Genomic DNA, 16,227 nt, shown 5'->3' with positions numbered 1-16,227 from the left:
CGCGGCGTCGGGGGTCGTGAAGCCGGTCAGGCGACCTTGCGCTGGTCCGGCACGGCGGTGTTGTGCGGCCGGCCGAGGCGCGCCTCCAGCCGGGCGATGTCCACCTTGGTCTGCCGGCGGTCGGCCAGGTCCTCCCAGCCGAGGGCGAGCAGCCGCAGCCGCTCGGACTCGCTGAACCCGCCCCAGACGCCGTACGGCTCGCGTACGGAGAGCGCGTGGGCGGCGCACTCGGCGCGTACCGGGCAGGCGCGGCAGACCGACTTGGCACCCATCTCGCGGCGCAGCCGGGAGGAGCCGCGCTCGCCGTCCGGGTGGAAGAACTGCGCGCTGTCGCGGCCACGGCAGGCTCCGAGCCGCTGCCAGTCCCAGAGCTCGTCGATCGGTCCAGGCAGCCTACGTACGTTCGACATCAGCACCCCTCCTCCCGCGCGGCACCGCGGAGAATGTTCGTTGCCAGCTACCGGGCGGCGGTCCGCGCGGGATGCCGGTTCCGGATGAACCCCTCGGTACCCGAGCGGTCCGCGGCTCACACATCTGTGATCGAAAACCTCGGACACTCGGCGGCATATGCCCCATCTGTCGGAAAAGTTCGGATGATTGCCCGGAACCCCCTCCCGAGCCCACCTCCGCATGGTCTGCTCTGAGTCGGAGAGGAGACCACTGTGCGTAGTGTTCTTGTGTGCGTTCGGACACCATTGGCGGCCCAGCATCTGACCTCCGCGGCGGCGCGGCTCGGGCTGTCCGGCGTCGTCCGGACGGCCGTCTCCGATCCGGAGGTGATGTTGCGGCTCGCCGAGCGCCCGGTGGACGTGGTGCTCGCCGACACCGCCCTGACCCGTCCGGACAGCGCCGGCTTCGTCCGGCGGGTGCTGGCCCGTGCCCCGCAGGCGGCGGTGCTGCTGCTCGGCGCCGAGGAGTCGGAGTCGGCGGCGGCCACCATCAGCGCCGGGGCGCGCGGACTGATCCAGAACGCCGACCACGACCTGACCAGCGCGGTCGCCAAGGCGCTGCTGCTGCTCTCCGCCCCCGGGCGGAGCAACAGGCACCGGGTGGCGGACACCGCCCGGGACGCGGCGGCTGTGGGCGGGCCGACCCGGCCGGCGGCGCCGGGGCGTACCCAGGGTGGGCCCGGCTGGCCGGCGACGGCGCCGGTGGACGCGGCGGGCCTGCCCACAGTGGTGCCCGTGCAGCGGGGTGAGGACCCGGACGACCCGGCGGCGGCCGACGGCGCGGAGGCGCCCCGGCCCGGTGCGGCCCAGCGGCCGGCGCGGTCGCCGCGCAGCGCGATCGGGCTGACCGAGCGGGAGCTTCAGGTGCTGCTCGGCATGGCCGAGGGCAAGAGCAACGCGGAGATCGGGCGGGAGCTGTTCGTCTCCGAGGACACGGTCAAGACGCACGCCCGGCGGCTGTTCCGCAAGCTCGGCGCGCGCGACCGGGCGCACGCCGTGGCGGCCGGGTTCCGGGCCGGCCTGGTCGCCTGACCCGCGCGGGGATCACTCCTGCGCGGAGTCGTCGGTGCCCTCGGTGAGCGTGTCGTGCACGCCGTCGGCGTAGCCGCGGGCGTAGTCCCAGCTCACGTAGTGGTCCGGGTCGGGGTCGTAGGCCGGCTCGTGCACCCGGGGACGCCCCGAGTTGAGCAGGTGGCGCAGGTTGCCGCGCAGCAGGTCCCAGTCGAAGTAGTGCGGCTCGCGGCAGTCCTCGCACTCGATCACCAGGCCGCGCACGCCGATCGGCTGGAGCAACGCCTGGTAGATCTCCAGATCGGCGAGATCCTCCAGGACGTCCTGGCGCTCGACCTCGCTCAGCGGGTCGAGGGCGTCGTCGTCGCCGGGATCGTGCAGGCCGGCAGCCGGATCGGCCGGGTCGCCGTTGAACGGGTCGATGGGCTCGTCGTGCACCCCTTCACCGTAGACCCCGCGCCGCAGGAAAGCCCGCCCCAGCCCGTGCTGTGGCCCGGCCTACCCTCGGGCCCGCCGCTTCCCGGGCGCGGACGGGCAAGTGGGTACGATGAGGCGACGCGCCGTCACCAGGCGCCTGCCGGTGCCCCCGCGCGCCGCCTCGCTGCAGCCCGTACGACCAGCTCAGGGGAGCAATCGTGGAGAATTCGCCCAGCACCGAGATCCCGGCCGGCACCGACGGCGGGGAGTTGGGTGGCCATCTGCCCGAGCTGCCGGCCGGTTCGGCCCGGGTGGTGCCGCTCGGGCTGACCTTCGACGACGTCCTGCTCCAGCCGGGCGAGTCGGACGTCGTGCCCAGCCGCGTCAACACCCGCACCCGCCTCACGCGCAACATCGAGCTGACCGTTCCGCTGCTGTCCAGCGCGATGGACACCGTCACCGAGGCGCGGATGGCGATCGCCATGGCCCGCCAGGGCGGCATCGGCGTGCTGCACCGCAACCTCTCCGTCGAGGACCAGGCGCTCCAGGTCGACCTGGTGAAGCGCTCCGAGTCCGGCATGATCACCAACCCGGTGACCGCCAGCCCGGACGACACGCTGCGCGAGGTCGACGCGCTCTGCGGGCGCTACCGCATCTCCGGCGTGCCGGTGGTGGACGGGCAGGGCCAGCTGGTCGGCATCGTCACCAACCGCGACATGCGGTTCGTCTCCGACCCGGCCACGCCGGTGCGCGAGATCATGACCCGCACCCCGCTGATCACCGCCCCGGTCGGCGTGAGCAAGGACGACGCGCTCGGCCTGCTGCGCCAGCACAAGATCGAGAAGCTGCCGATCGTGGACGCGGGCGGCAAGCTGCGCGGCCTGATCACGGTCAAGGACTTCACCAAGAGCGAGCAGTACCCGAACGCCACCAAGGACGACGCGGGCCGGCTCCGGGTCGCCGCCGCGGTCGGCGTCGGCGAGGACGGCTACAAGCGCGCCCGTGCCCTGGTCGACGCCGGCGTGGACGTCGTCATCGTCGACACCGCGCACGGTCACCAGCGCGCCGTGCTGGAGATGGTCGCCCGGCTCAAGCGGGACGTCACCATCGACATCGTGGGCGGCAACATCGCCACGTACGCGGGCGCGAAGGCGCTCGTCGAGGCCGGCGCGGACGGCGTGAAGGTGGGCGTCGGCCCGGGCGCCATCTGCACCACCCGGATCGTGGCCGGTGTGGGCGTACCGCAGATCACCGCGATCATGGAGGCGGCCCGCGCCGCCGGCCCGGCCGGTGTGCCGGTCATCGGTGACGGCGGCATCCAGTACTCGGGCGACATCGCCAAGGCGCTCGTCGCCGGCGCCGACACGGTGATGCTCGGCAGCCTGCTCGCCGGCTGCGAGGAGAGCCCCGGCGAGCTGATCTTCATCAACGGCAAGCAGTACAAGGCGTACCGGGGGATGGGCTCGCTCGGCGCGATGCAGTCGCGCGGCCAGGGCAAGTCCTACTCCAAGGACCGCTACTTCCAGCAGGACGTGCTCGCCGAGGACAAGCTCGTCCCGGAGGGCGTCGAGGGTCAGGTGCCCTACCGGGGGCCGCTCTCCGCCGTCGCCCACCAGCTCATCGGCGGGCTGCGCGCCGCGATGGGGTACGTGGGCGCGGAGAGCATCCCGGAGCTGCACCGGCGTGGCCAGCTCATCCGGATCACCGCGGCCGGGCTCAAGGAGAGCCACCCGCACGACATCCAGATGACCGTCGAGGCGCCCAACTACCACTCCCGCTGAACCACCACCCCCAAACCACCTGGAGTCCCCCATGCGTGACGTGGTCGAGATCGGGCTGGGCAAGACCGCGCAGCGCGGCTACCACCTGGACGACATCGCCATCGTGCCGAGCCGCCGCACCCGGGACGTCGACGACGTCTCCACCGCGTGGCAGCTCGACGCGTACCAGTTCGGCATCCCCTGCGTCGCGCACCCCTCGGACGCGACCATGAGCCCCGCCTCGGCGGTCCGGCTCGGCCAGCTCGGCGGCCTCGGCGTGCTCAACGTCGAGGGCCTCTGGACCCGGTACGAGAACCCGGCCAAGATCCTGGAGGAGCTGGCCGGTCTCGGCGAGGACGCGCGGGCGACCAAGCGCCTCCAGGAGGTCTACGCCGAGCCGATCCGCCCCGACCTGATCGCCGAGCGGGTCCGCGAGCTGCGTGAGGGCGGCGGCACGGTGGCGGTACGGGTCTCCCCGCAGCACACCCTGGCGCTGGCCCCGGTGATCCTCGACGCCGGCGTGGACATCCTGGTCATCCAGGGCACGCTCGTCTCGGCCGAGCACGTCTCCACCACCGACGAGCCGCTCAACCTCAAGGAGTTCATCGCCGACCTGGACCTGCCGGTCGTCGTCGGCGGGTGCACCGACTACAAGACCGCGCTGCACCTGATGCGTACCGGCGCGGCCGGTGTGATCGTGGGCATCGGCGGCGACGACTGGTCGACCACCGAGTCGGTGCTCGGCATCCGGGTGCCGATGGCCACCGCCATCGCCGACGCCGCCGCTGCCCGCCGCGACTACCTGGACGAGACCGGCGGCCGGTACGTGCACCTGATCGCCGACGGCGACATGCAGACCTCCGGCGACATCGCCAAGGCGCTCGGCTGCGGCGCGGACGCGGTGATGCTCGGCGAGCCACTGTCGTTGTGCGAGGAGGCGCCGGCCGGGGGCGCCTGGTGGCACTCCGCGGCCAGCCATCCGTCGCTGCCCCGTGGGGCGTTCGAGGTGGCCGGTGAGCCGCTCGGCTCGATGGAGAAGCTGCTGTTCGGCCCGGCCGACGAGCCGGACGGCCAGCTCAACCTCTTCGGCGGCCTGCGCCGCGCGATGGCCAAGTGCGGCTACCGCGACCTGAAGGAGTTCCAGAAGGTCGGGCTGGTCCTCGACCGCTGAGCACCCCTGAGTACCGCTGAGCACAGAACGGCGCGGGCGGCGGCGCGGACGTGTTCCGGCCCCGCCCGCGCCGTCGCGCGTCTAGGCTCGCCGGGTGGGACGGGGGCGGGTCTGGGCGGCAGGGCTGGTGGCGGCGGCGCTCGCGCTGAGCGGGTGCACCGGCGGCGACGAGAGCGGGTTCCGGCCGGGCGCGGCGGACGCCGGTGACCCGTACGTGCCGGGGGCCGGCAACGGCGGCTACGACGTGGGCCACTACGCGCTGGACGTGCGCTACGACCCCGCGAGCGACCGGCTCACCGGCACCGCGACGCTGACCGTCACCGCCACCCGGGCGCTGTCCCGGTTCCAGCTCGACCTGGCCGGGCTGGACGTCGAGCGGGTGCGGGTGGACGGCGAGGCGGTGAAGCACCGCCACGACGGCGCCGAGCTGATCGTCACCCCGGCGGGCGGGCTGCCGTCCGGGCGGCGGTTCACTGTCGAGGTCACGTACGGCGGGGTGCCGAAGCCGCTGCCGAACGCCGAGCTGGGGGACGGCGGCTTCCACGCCACACCGGACGGTGCGATAGCGCTCGGTCAGCCGGAGTCGGCGAGCACCTGGTACCCGGTCAACGACCACCCGTCGGACAAGGCCACCTACGACCTCGCAGTCACCGTGCCGGACGGCCTCGCCGCGCTGTCGAACGGCGTGCCGGAGGGGAGGACGTCGAGCGGCGGCTGGACCACCTGGCGCTGGGCGGAACGCGCACCGATGGCCAGCTACCTGAGCACGCTGGTGATCGGCGACTACCGGGTCAGCAGCGGCACCCACGCCGGCAAGCCGCTCGTCACCGCCGTCGCCGCGGCGCTGCCCGCGGACGGGCCGGCCGCCGCGTCGGTGGCCCGCACCGGCGAGGTCGCCGACTTCCTGGCCGCGCGCTTCGGCCCGTACCCGTTCGAGGCGTACGGCGGCGTGGTGGTCGCCGACGAACGCATCCGGTACGCGCTGGAGACGCAGAGCCGTCCGGTCTACGGGCCGGCGTTCTTCCGCGGGGACCGGCCGAACACCGAGGTGGTCGCGCACGAGCTGGCGCACCAGTGGTTCGGCGACAGCGTCTCGGTGGCCCGGTGGAGCGACATCTGGCTCAACGAGGGCTTCGCCACGTACGCCGAATGGCTCTGGGCCGAGCACGACGGCGGGCGCACAGTGGCGCAGACCGTCGTGGAGCGCTACGCGGCCACCGACTGGTCGAGGCCCACAGTCGACCCGGGCCGGGCCGGGATGTTCGGCGACGCGGTCTACCAGCGGGGCGCGCTCGCGGTGCACGCGCTGCGCCGCGCGGTGGGCGACGAGGCGTTCTACCGGGTGCTGCGCGGATGGCTGGCGCAGCACCGCGACGGCAACGTCACCACTGCTGATTTCATCGGGTACGCCGAACGAACGTCCGGGCGGCCACTGCGGGCGCTGCTGGACGCCTGGCTGGTCGGGGGCACGCCACCGGGACTGCCGTGACGCACGCGTGACCGCCGCTGGGTAGGCTGCCGCGGTCGGAGCGGCCCGTGGGCGGGGCCGCCGAACGGGCCCCGGGAGGGATCGAGGCGATGACGCGGCGCGGCGCACGACGACGGATCGGGTTGCTGACCTGCGGCACGCTGCTGCTGGCCGGCTGCGGTTCGGCCGAGCCGGACCCGGGCCCGTCGTCCCCGGCCGGTCCCGCGCCGGCGACCTCGCGCAGCTTCGCGCCGGGCGCGGCCGGAGCCGGCGACGCGTACTTCCCGAGCTACGGCAACGGCGGGTACGACGTCGCGCACTACACGGTGAAGGTGCGCTACGACCCGGAGACGGACAAGCTCAGCGGCACCACCACGCTGCGGGCCACCGCGACCGCCGACCTGTCCGCGTTCAACCTGGACCTGGCCGGGCTGACCGTCCGCTCGGTGACTGTGGACGGCACCGCCGCCCGGCACAGCCGCACCGAGGACGAGCTGGTGATCACCCCGGCGATCGGGCTGACCTCCGGCAACGGGTTCACCGCCGAGATCCGGTACGACGGCAGGCCGGAGGCGCTGCGTACCGAGGCGCTGGGCGAGGGCGGCTGGCTGCACACCGTCGACGGGGCGATCGCGCTCGGGCAGCCGGAGTCGGCGAGCACCTGGTTCCCGGTCAACGACCACCCGTCGGACAAGGCCACCTACGACATGGAGATCACCGTCCCGAAGGGACTGACGGCGGTCTCCAACGGCGTGCCGAAGGGGAAGGCGACCAGCGGCGCCTGGACCACCTGGAAGTGGTCGGAGACCGCGCCGGCCGCCAGTTACCTCACCACTGTGGCGATCGGGAAGTTCCGGGTCACCACCGGGCAGCACAAGGGACGGCCGGTCTACAGCGCGGTCACCACGCAGGTCGCCCAGGGGGCGCCGGACCGGTCCGTCGCGCGCACGGTCGAGGTCGCCGACTACCTGGAGAGCGTCTTCGGGCCGTACCCGTTCGACTCGTACGGCGGCGTGGTGATCGCCGACGAACGGATCCGGTACGCGCTGGAGACGCAGAGCCGTCCGGTCTACTCGGCGAGCTTCTTCCGGCAGGGCGACAACACCGGCGTGGTCGCGCACGAGCTGGCCCACCAGTGGTACGGCAACAGCGTGTCGATCCAGCGCTGGCAGGACATCTGGCTCAACGAAGGGCTGGCCACGTACGCCGAGTGGCTGTGGGCCGAGCACAGCGGCTCGACCACGGTTCAGCGCATGTTCGAGCAGAGGTACGCGAACGCCGGCGGTCAGGTGTGGCGTACGCCGCCGGGCAAGCCGGGCGTGGCGAACCTGTTCAGCCGTTCGGTCTACGACCGGGGCGGGATGACCGTGCACGCGCTGCGGGTGGCGGTGGGCGACACCGCGTTCTTCACCATCCTGCGCACCTGGGCGGCGGAGCGGAAGAACGGCAACGCCACCACCGCCGACTTCGTGGCGCTGGCCGAGCGGATCTCCGGCAAGAAGTTGGCGAAGGTCTTCGACCCGTGGCTGTACGGCACCGAGCGCCCGCCCGCCCCGAAGCCGCTGTAGGGCCTCTAGTTCTTGACGCGCAGCGACGGGTGGGCGGCCAGGAACGCGTCGGCCCGCCCGCCGCGCAGCGCGGTGAGGAAGTCGCGGCCGAGCGGCTTGAGCTGCTCACCCCGGTACGCGCCGCCGCTGCTCACCCCGGCGCCGGGCAGCACGACGAGCGTGAGCCGGTCGGCCGGCAGGCCACCCAGGACGTACGCGTAGTCGATCAGCTTCCGGCCGCCCCCGGCGTACACCAGGGTCCTGCCCAGCGCGGCCACCACCTGCTCGACCCGCTGCGGGTCGCGGGCCGTGCCCTGGTCGAGGATCTTGCGGGCCAGCGCCCGGAGCAGTTGCTGCTGGTGCCGTTGCCGGGTGTAGTCGCCGCCCGCGGTGTAGCGCTGCCGCGCGTAGTCGAGCGCCTGCCAGCCGGTCAGGTGGCGGGTGCCCTTCTCGTAGACCATCTGCGGCCCGGTGTAGCCGCCACCGGTCAGCGTCCGCATGGTGCCGTCCGGGCGGCGGTGCCGGGACTCGACCCGCTGGTCGACGTAGAGGTCCACGCCGCCGAGCGTGTCCACCAGCTTGTCGAAGCCGCCGAACGTGATCACCGCCCCGGCGTCGATGCGCAGGCCGGTGTAGCGGGAGACGGTGGTGCGCAGCAGCTCGTACCCCTGGGCGGTGCTGGGGTTGCGCTTGTCGCCCGGCACCCGGCTGCCGTAGCTCATCGCGTGGGTGAGCTTGGTCCGGCCGCCCGGGTAGCGGGCCTTCGGGTAGGCGGGGATGTCCACGACCAGGTCGCGGGGGAGCGAGAACAGGTACGCCTTGTCCAGCCCGGCCGGTACGTGCAGCAGCAGCACCGCGTCGGCGTGCGGCTCCCAGCCGGGGATGCTGACCCGGGTGTCGACGCCGACGAGCAGCAGGTTGAGCGGGCCCTTCAGGTCGGCGCCGGGCGGGGGTGCCGGGCTGGCGGTGGTCGGGGCGGGCGTCGGTGAGGCCGGCGGCGCGGTGCTCGGGCCGGCGGCCGGGGCGGCCGGGCGGTTCGCCACCAGCCGGGTGGTCACCACCGCTCCGGTGGCCACCAGCAGCGCCGCCACCAGTGCGGCCAGGCCCAGCAGGCGTCGTCTCGTCACGTTCGTTCCTCCCCGTGGTGTTCGACGCGCCGGGGGCCGCCGGAGGTTGCAGCGGCGGGAATCCCGGCGAATCGAGCGCTCTGCATGATCTGCGAAAAACACTTGCTGGCGCCATAGCTACCGGTCGGTAATGATGCGTTCATGCGTTACGACGTGCTCGTCATCGGTTCGGGCTTCGGCGGCAGCGTCACCGCGCTCCGGCTGGCCGAGAAGGGCTACACGGTGGGCGTCCTGGAGGCGGGGCGGCGCTTCGCCGACGACGAGTTCCCGCGTACGTCCTGGCGGGCGCGACGGTTCCTCTGGGCGCCCCGGCTCGGCTGCTTCGGGCTCCAGCGGATCACGCTGCTGCGCTCGGCCGACCGCAAGGCCGGAGGCGGCGTGCTGGTGCTCTCCGGCGCCGGGGTCGGCGGTGGGTCACTCGTCTACGCGAACACGCTCTACGAGCCGCTCGACGCGTTCTACGCCGACCCGCAGTGGCGGGACATCACCGACTGGCGCGACGAGCTGGCCCGCCACTACGACCAGGCGAAGCGGATGCTCGGCGTCACCACGTACCCGATCGACACCCGCGCGGACCAGGCCGTCCGCGCGGTGGCCGAGCGGATGGGGGTGGCGCACACCTACCACCCGACGCCGGTCGGGGTGCACATCGGGCGCCCCGGCGAGCGGGTGGCCGACCCCTACTTCGGCGGGGCCGGGCCGGACCGCACCGGGTGCAGCCACTGCGGGTCGTGCATGACCGGCTGCCGGCACGGCGCCAAGAACACGCTCGTGAAGAACTACCTCTGGCTGGCCGAGCGCCTCGGTGTGCAGGTGCACCCGCTGACCACGGTCACCGCCGTACGCCCGGACCCGGCCGGCGGCTACGCGGTGCACACCGAGCGCACCGGCGCCTGGCTGCGCAAGCGGCGCGAGGTGATCCACGCCGACCAGGTGGTGTTCGCGGCCGGCGCGCTCGGCACCCAGCGGCTGCTGCACGAGATGAAGTCGACGGGTGCCCTGCCGGCGCTCTCGCCCCGGCTGGGCGAGCTGACCCGCACCAACTCCGAGGCCATCCTCGGCGCCTCGGTGGCGCCCGGCGCGGCCCGGAAGCGCGGCCTCGACTTCACCGAGGGGGTGGCGATCACCAGCTCGTTCCACCCCGACGCGCAGACCCACATCGAGCCGGTCCGCTACGGCAAGGGCTCCAACGCGATGGGCCTGCTCCAGTCGCTGCTCGTCGACGGCGGCCCCCGCCGGGTCCGGCGCTGGCTCGGGAGCATCGTCCGGCAGCCCGTGCTGGCCGCGCGGATGCTGTCGGTACGCCGCTGGTCCGAGCGCACCGTGATCGCGCTCGTCATGCAGTCGGTCGACAACTCGCTGACCACCCGCTACCGCAAGGGGCGGCTGGTCTCCGGCCCCGGCCACGGCGCGCCCAACCCGACCTGGATCCCGGCCGGCAACACGGCGGCCCGGCTGCTCGCCGAGGAGATCGGCGGCACCCCCGGCGGGGCGGTCACCGAGCCGTTCAACATCCCGGTGACGGCGCACATCCTCGGCGGCGCGGTCATCGGCGCCACCCCGGACGAGGGTGTGATCGACCCCTGGCACCGGGTGTACGGCCACCCGGGGCTGCACGTGGTGGACGGCGCGGCGGTCTCGGCGAACCTGGGCGTCAACCCGTCGCTGACCATCACCGCGCAGGCCGAGCGGGCCATGTCGTACTGGCCGAACAAGGGCGAGGCGGACCCGCGCCCGGCGCTCGGCACGGCGTACACCCGGGTCGAGCCGGTCCCGCCGCGGCGGCCGGCCGTCCCCGCGCACGCCCCCGCCGCCCTGCGGTGAAAGGAAGGGCCCCTTCTTAACGCCTCCGGTAGAGGAAGGGCCCCTTGTTAACACGTTCACCCCGCCACACCGCCGGGGCGCGTCCGCGCGGCCGGTGACTGTCGGTAGGCTTTGCGCACATGAGCACGCCTCGCCCCGTCCTTGTGGTGGACTTCGGAGCCCAGTACGCCCAGCTCATCGCGCGCCGTGTCCGCGAGGCGAAGGTCTACTCGGAGATCGTCCCGCATTCCATGCCGGTGTCCGAGATGCTGGCGAAGAACCCGGCCGCGATCATCCTGTCCGGCGGCCCGTCCAGCGTCTACGCGCCTGACGCGCCGCAGATCGACGCCGGGATGTTCGACGCCGGCGTGCCGGTCTTCGGCATCTGCTACGGCTTCCAGGCCATGGCCCAGGCGCTCGGGGGCACCGTCGCGCGCACCGGCAACCGCGAGTACGGCGGCACGCCGCTGCGCCCGCGCCTGACCGAGCCCGGTGTGCTGCTGCGCGACCTGCCGGCCGACCTGCCGGTCTGGATGAGCCACGGCGACTGCGTCACCGAGGCCCCGGACGGCTTCACCGTGACCGCCGAGTCGGCGGGCGCCCCGGTCGCCGCGTTCGAGGATCTGGCCGGGCGCCGGGCCGGCGTGCAGTTCCACCCGGAGGTCGGGCACACCGCGCACGGCCAGGAGATGCTCAGTCGCTTCCTGTACGACATCGCCGGCATCGAGCCGGCGTGGACGCCGTCGAACATCATCGACGAGCAGGTCGCCCGGATCCGCGAGCAGATCGGCGACAAGGAGGTCATCTGCGGCCTCTCCGGCGGTGTCGACTCGGCGGTCGCCGCCGCGCTCGTGCACCGTGCCGTGGGCGATCAGCTCACCTGCGTGTTCGTGGACCACGGGCTGCTGCGGGCCGGTGAGGCCGAGCAGGTCGAGAAGGACTACGTGGCGGCGACCGGCATCAAGCTCAAGGTGGTCGACGCGCGGGAGCGGTTCCTCGGTGCGCTCGCCGGGGTGACCGACCCGGAGCAGAAGCGCAAGATCATCGGCCGGGAGTTCATCCGCGTCTTCGAGGCCGCCGCCCGGGAGATCGCCGCGCACGGCGACGTGGAATACCTGGTGCAGGGCACGCTCTACCCGGACGTGGTGGAGTCCGGCGGCGGCACCGGCACCGCCAACATCAAGAGCCACCACAACGTCGGCGGCCTGCCCGAGGACCTGAAGTTCGCCCTGGTCGAGCCGCTGCGCACGCTGTTCAAGGACGAGGTCCGCACGATCGGCCTGGAGCTGGGACTGCCCGAGGCGATGGTGTGGCGGCACCCGTTCCCCGGTCCGGGCCTGGCCATCCGGATCATCGGCGCGGTCGACGAGGAGCGCCTCGCCGTGCTCCGCAAGGCCGACCTGATCGCCCGGCAGGAGCTGACCGCGGCCGGTCTGGACCGGGGCGTCTGGCAGTTCCCGGTGGTGCTGCTGGCCGATGTGCGCAGCGTCGGGGTGCAGGGCGACGGGCGCACCTACGGCCACCCGGTGGTGCTGCGCCCGGTCTCCAGCGAGGACGCGATGACCGCCGACTGGTCCCGGCTGCCCTACGACGTGGTGGCCCGGATCTCCACCCGGATCACCAACGAGGTCGCCGAGGTCAACCGCGTGGTCCTGGACGTCACCAGCAAGCCGCCGGGCACCATCGAGTGGGAGTGACGCGGCTCAGGCCGCGGGCGGCGTCTGCGGGCCGGCCTGCGGCCCGCCCGGCGTCCGCGGCTCGGTCGGCGTAGCCGGCGGGACCGGCCCGGCCGGCGGGACCGGCGGCCAGCCCGGCGCGGTGCCCGGCGGGTGCGGCCAGGCGGGCGCGCCGGCCGGCTCCTCGGGCATCAGGAACCACATGATCGGGTACGCGAGCGCGGCGAGCCCGCCGGTGAGCACGGTGGCGGTCGCGAAGATCACCCGGATCAGCGTGGGGTCGGCGGCGAAGTAGCGGCCGAGGCCGCTCGCCACACCGGCGATCATGCGGTCGCTGACCGGCCGGCGGAGCTGCTTGTACGGGGCCTGGGAGGGGTTCGGGAAGGTCATGTGTCAACGGTCCCGCGCGCCGCGGCGGGCGACCTCGGTGACCGCCCGGACGCCTACCCTGAGCTGCCCCTGAGACGCCAGCGGAGAGTCAGGAATCTGACTCTTTTCGATGTCGGTAACCCGCTACGGGGAGAATTTGCTCCCGTGACCACCTCGCTGGAGCCGCTCCGCAGGATCGCGGCATACGCAGTTTGTGCTGACTCAAACGGCCGAGTGTTGCTGGTCCGCGCATCGGAGCGCTCCGGCACCCCCGGCACCTGGTCGCTCCCCGGAGGAGCAGTCGACCACGGTGAGGACCCCAAACACACGGTCGTCCGGGAGACCGCTGCCGAGACCGGGCTCTCGGTGGCGGTCGCCGGCCTCCAGGACGTGCTCGCCGACATGCGGGCGCTGCCCGAGCGGCACATCACGATCCACACCGACCGGCTTCTCTACACCGTGTCGGTCCGCGGCGGGACGCTCACCGAGCGGGTCGACCGCCCGACCGACCTGGCCCGCTGGTTCACCCTCGACGAGGCCCGGGAGCTGCCGCTGCGGTCGTTCACCGCACGCGCCCTGGGCCTGCCCACCTCCACCGACGACATCGTGCCGGAGGAGGTGCCCGAGTTCCCCTCGTTCTACGCCGTCCCCGGCCCGGACGGGCTGCACCGGGCGCAGCGTTTCGCCGCGTACGCGGTGGTGACCGACCCGGAGGAGCGGGTGCTGCTGACCCGGGTGTCCGACGGCTACCCGGGCGCCGGCTGCTGGCACCTGCCCGGCGGCGGCACCGACTACGGCGAGCAGCCGGGCGCGGCGCTGATCCGGGAACTGGTCGAGGAGACCGGCCAGACCGGCCGCCTGGTCGAGCTGCTCGGGGTGGCCAGCCACCGGGACGCCGCCTCGCTCGGCCCGGAGGGCTACCCGATCGACTGGCACGGCGTACGCGCCTTCTACCGGGTGGTCGTCGACCAGCCCGCGCCGCCCACCGTTGCCGACATCGGCGGTTCGACCTGCGAGGCCCGCTGGTTCCGCCGCGAGGAACTCGGCGCCCTCCCCACCGACCGCCTCACCGAGGTGACGGCCGAAGCAGTCCAGGCCGCCCACCTCCTCTGACCCACCCACCCCCGCCCTCCGGGCGCCCACCCCGGCGATCATGAAGTTGACGGCGCGAAATGTCCGCCTCGGTACCGCTAACCTCATGATCGACGGAGTGGGGCGCGGGGAGTGCGCGGGGGCGCGCGGGCGGGGGAGGGTGCTGTGGAGCAGCTGCGGCGGGTCGGGGCCTACGGGGTGCTGCGGGACTCCGACGGGCGGGTGTTGCTGGCGCGCGGTTCGGCGAGGTGCCCGTACCCGGGGGTGTGGCAGTTGCCCGGCGGCGGCGTCGAACACGCCGAGCACCCGGCCGCCACGGTGGTACGCGAGTTCGCCGAGGAGACCGGCCTGACCGTCGCGCCCGGCGCGATCCGGGCCGCGGTGGCCGACGTGGCCGCGTTCGCCGACCTGGGGATCGCGCTGCACACCGATCGGTTGGTCTTCGAGGTCGAGGCGCGCGGCGGGCGGCTGCGGCCGGAGCCGGCCGGTGGCAGCGACGAGGTCGGCTGGTTCACGCCCGACGAGGCAGCCGCCCGGCAGCTGATGCCGTTCACCGCCGAGCTGCTCGGCCTGCCTGTGACTCCGCTGCCGGCCGACCTGCCCCGGGCGCTGCCCGCCGAGCCGGCCGGGCCGTCCGTCGACCGCCGGCAGCGCTTCGCCGCGTACGGGCTGGTCACCGACCCCGCCGACCGGGTGCTGCTCACCATGATCGCCGACGGTTATCCGGGCGCGGGCCGCTGGCACCTGCCCGGTGGCGGCACCGACCACGGCGAGCAGCCGGCCGCCGGGCTGCTGCGCGAGCTGGTCGAGGAGGCCGGGCAGCTGGGCCGGGTGGTCGACCTGATCGCCGTGGACAACCTGCACAACCCGGCCGCGCTCGGCCCGGAGGGCCGCCCGCTGGACTGGCACGGCGTCCGGGTGATCTACCGGGTACGGGTGGACGCGCCGACCGACGCGGTGGTGACCGAGCTGGCCGGCGGCTCCACCGCACGGGCCGCCTGGTTCGCCCCGGAGCAGGTCACCGGTCTGTCGATGACCGACGTGGCGGCCCGGGCCACCGGGCAGCGGGTGAGCTGAATCGCTCGCCGAGCCGCCCTGGGTGACCTCCGGTACAGTCGGAAGTACGGCTGACCGACGAAAACGGGCGTTGAGGCCCGAGATGGGAATGAGTGGGCGGTTCGCGCGGTTAAGGGAGATATAAGTACCGCCGGCAGCTATCGCCAAGCCCCTGTCCCCTGTGCAATGGTGTACTCCGCAAAAGGGCTGCCGGACCCGAAAGGTCCGGCACGAGACAGCCGGACACCCGCCCCGCAGTGGGCGGCCAGCCGATCCGGTGATGGAGGAAACGTGCCGAGAGCCCCATGGCGCCGGCGTCGTACGACTGACAGTCCGCGCCCCGCAGGGCGTCGCTGGGCGGGCAGGTTGCGCCGCAGCAGTACGTTCGCCCGCCAGGTGCTGCTGGTCCGGGTGGGCCGCCGAGACGGCGCGGCCGTCTCCGGGACCGACCTGGTCACCCCCGACCACCGTTACGCCGACCGCCAGCGCCTCCGCTACGGCCGGCTCGACACCGACATCGAAGCGGTACGGCCCATCAGCCCGGCGCTTCCCCCGGCGACACCCGTCGACGACGAGTCCCCGGCGATGTCGATCCCGCTCCTGCCGGGTGAGCGCACCGCCGCCCGCCGGGCCAAGTTCGCGCTCGTCAACGCGTGCACGCTGAGCAGCCTCATGCTCGGCATGCTGGCCATCTTCCTGGCCATGCGCGGTGAGGTGCAGATCGCCGCGATCTGCCTGATCGCGTGCGTCGCGTTCGACGGCCTCGACGGCGCGCTGGCCCGCAAGCTCGGTGTGGCCAGCCCGTTCGGCGCGCAGATGGACTCGCTCGCCGACATGTGCTCGTTCGGCCTCGCCGCGCCGGTCGTGGTCTACGCCTCGCTCGCCGGTTCGGCGCCGCCGGCGGCCGCCGCGGTCTCCTGCGCGCTCGTCGCCGCGTGCGCGGCCGTCCGGCTCGCCCGGTTCAACGTCTCGCCGAAGGACGGCCGCTTCTTCTGCGGCGTGCCGACCACCATGGCGGCGGCAGTGCTCGCCCTGACCGTGGCCATCGGCGTGCCGGTCCCCGGCCTGGTCATGGTGGCCGGCGTGGCGCTGCTCGCCTTCGCCATGGTGTCCAGCTTCCCGTACGCGAAGCTCGCCCGGCTGCTGAAGCTGCCGCCGTGGCTCTGGCTGGCCCCGGTGGTCGGCGCGCTCGTCGACATCCGGCTCACGTTCGCCCTCGTGGTGGTGGGCTACCTGGTCAGCGGGCCGCTGCTCTGGCTGCACCAGCGTCGTACCGCCTGA

14 protein-coding genes are annotated in these 16,227 nt (G+C 73.5%); 10 read left to right on the top strand and 4 right to left on the bottom strand.

Going from position 1 to position 16,227, the window contains the following annotated elements:
• Positions 1-26: 26 nt before the first annotated feature.
• Positions 27-410, bottom strand: coding sequence for a WhiB family transcriptional regulator (locus MICAU_RS27060; protein ID WP_013288543.1), 384 nt, complete (start codon positions 408-410; stop codon positions 27-29).
• Between the two features lie 252 nt (positions 411-662).
• On the opposite strand from MICAU_RS27060, the gene MICAU_RS27055 reads away from it, so the two are divergent.
• On the top strand, positions 663-1,481 hold the full coding sequence (locus tag MICAU_RS27055; RefSeq protein WP_013288542.1) for a helix-turn-helix transcriptional regulator: 819 nt from the start codon (positions 663-665) through the stop codon (positions 1,479-1,481).
• A gap of 12 nt (positions 1,482-1,493) precedes the next feature.
• On the opposite strand, the gene MICAU_RS27050 is transcribed toward MICAU_RS27055, so the two are convergent.
• Complete coding sequence (locus MICAU_RS27050) at positions 1,494-1,898, bottom strand: DUF5319 domain-containing protein (protein ID WP_013288541.1); 405 nt, start codon at positions 1,896-1,898, stop codon at positions 1,494-1,496.
• Positions 1,899-2,095: 197 nt separating this feature from the next.
• Here MICAU_RS27050 and guaB point away from each other — a divergent pair, with 197 nt between their 5' ends.
• The 4 genes from guaB (at position 2,096) to MICAU_RS27030 (ending at position 7,844) form a co-directional block, all read left to right on the top strand.
• The gene (gene guaB, locus MICAU_RS27045) at positions 2,096-3,658 is read left to right on the top strand and encodes an IMP dehydrogenase (protein WP_013288540.1); all 1,563 of its coding nucleotides are present in this window, start codon (positions 2,096-2,098) and stop codon (positions 3,656-3,658) included.
• Positions 3,659-3,689: 31 nt separating this feature from the next.
• The gene (locus MICAU_RS27040; protein ID WP_013288539.1) at positions 3,690-4,808 is read left to right on the top strand and encodes a GuaB3 family IMP dehydrogenase-related protein; all 1,119 of its coding nucleotides are present in this window, start codon (positions 3,690-3,692) and stop codon (positions 4,806-4,808) included.
• Positions 4,809-4,902: 94 nt separating this feature from the next.
• Positions 4,903-6,297, top strand: coding sequence for a M1 family metallopeptidase (locus MICAU_RS27035; protein ID WP_013288538.1), 1,395 nt, complete (start codon positions 4,903-4,905; stop codon positions 6,295-6,297).
• A gap of 89 nt (positions 6,298-6,386) precedes the next feature.
• Positions 6,387-7,844 (top strand): M1 family metallopeptidase, encoded by a 1,458-nt coding sequence (locus tag MICAU_RS27030; protein WP_013288537.1) that lies wholly within the window; start codon positions 6,387-6,389, stop codon positions 7,842-7,844.
• A gap of 5 nt (positions 7,845-7,849) precedes the next feature.
• Here MICAU_RS27030 and MICAU_RS27025 read toward each other — a convergent pair whose 3' ends face one another.
• Positions 7,850-8,950: an LCP family protein gene (locus MICAU_RS27025; RefSeq protein WP_013288536.1), complete on the bottom strand. Its 1,101-nt coding sequence runs from the start codon at positions 8,948-8,950 to the stop codon at positions 7,850-7,852.
• Positions 8,951-9,091: 141 nt separating this feature from the next.
• On the opposite strand from MICAU_RS27025, the gene MICAU_RS27020 reads away from it, so the two are divergent.
• A complete protein-coding gene (locus MICAU_RS27020) occupies positions 9,092-10,774 on the top strand; it encodes an FAD-dependent oxidoreductase (protein ID WP_013288535.1) in 1,683 nt (560 codons plus the stop codon).
• Positions 10,775-10,893: 119 nt separating this feature from the next.
• A complete protein-coding gene (gene guaA / locus MICAU_RS27015; protein ID WP_013288534.1) occupies positions 10,894-12,450 on the top strand; it encodes a glutamine-hydrolyzing GMP synthase in 1,557 nt (518 codons plus the stop codon).
• Between the two features lie 6 nt (positions 12,451-12,456).
• Here guaA and MICAU_RS27010 read toward each other — a convergent pair whose 3' ends face one another.
• The gene (locus MICAU_RS27010; RefSeq protein ID WP_013288533.1) at positions 12,457-12,819 is read right to left on the bottom strand and encodes a PspC domain-containing protein; all 363 of its coding nucleotides are present in this window, start codon (positions 12,817-12,819) and stop codon (positions 12,457-12,459) included.
• Between the two features lie 144 nt (positions 12,820-12,963).
• On the opposite strand from MICAU_RS27010, the gene MICAU_RS27005 reads away from it, so the two are divergent.
• From MICAU_RS27005 to MICAU_RS26995, 3 genes are all read left to right on the top strand, one after another.
• Positions 12,964-13,911 (top strand): NUDIX hydrolase, encoded by a 948-nt coding sequence (locus MICAU_RS27005; RefSeq protein WP_013288532.1) that lies wholly within the window; start codon positions 12,964-12,966, stop codon positions 13,909-13,911.
• A 144-nt stretch (positions 13,912-14,055) separates the two neighbouring features.
• Positions 14,056-14,967, top strand: a complete 912-nt coding sequence (locus MICAU_RS27000; protein WP_013288531.1) for an NUDIX hydrolase — start codon at positions 14,056-14,058, stop codon at positions 14,965-14,967.
• Between the two features lie 345 nt (positions 14,968-15,312).
• A complete protein-coding gene (locus MICAU_RS26995) occupies positions 15,313-16,227 on the top strand; it encodes a CDP-alcohol phosphatidyltransferase family protein (protein ID WP_013288530.1) in 915 nt (304 codons plus the stop codon).

The sequence above is a fragment of the Micromonospora aurantiaca ATCC 27029 genome (genome assembly GCF_000145235.1).
GTDB lineage: Bacteria > Actinomycetota > Actinomycetes > Mycobacteriales > Micromonosporaceae > Micromonospora > Micromonospora aurantiaca.
This window is presented reverse-complemented; position numbering and strand designations above follow the sequence as displayed.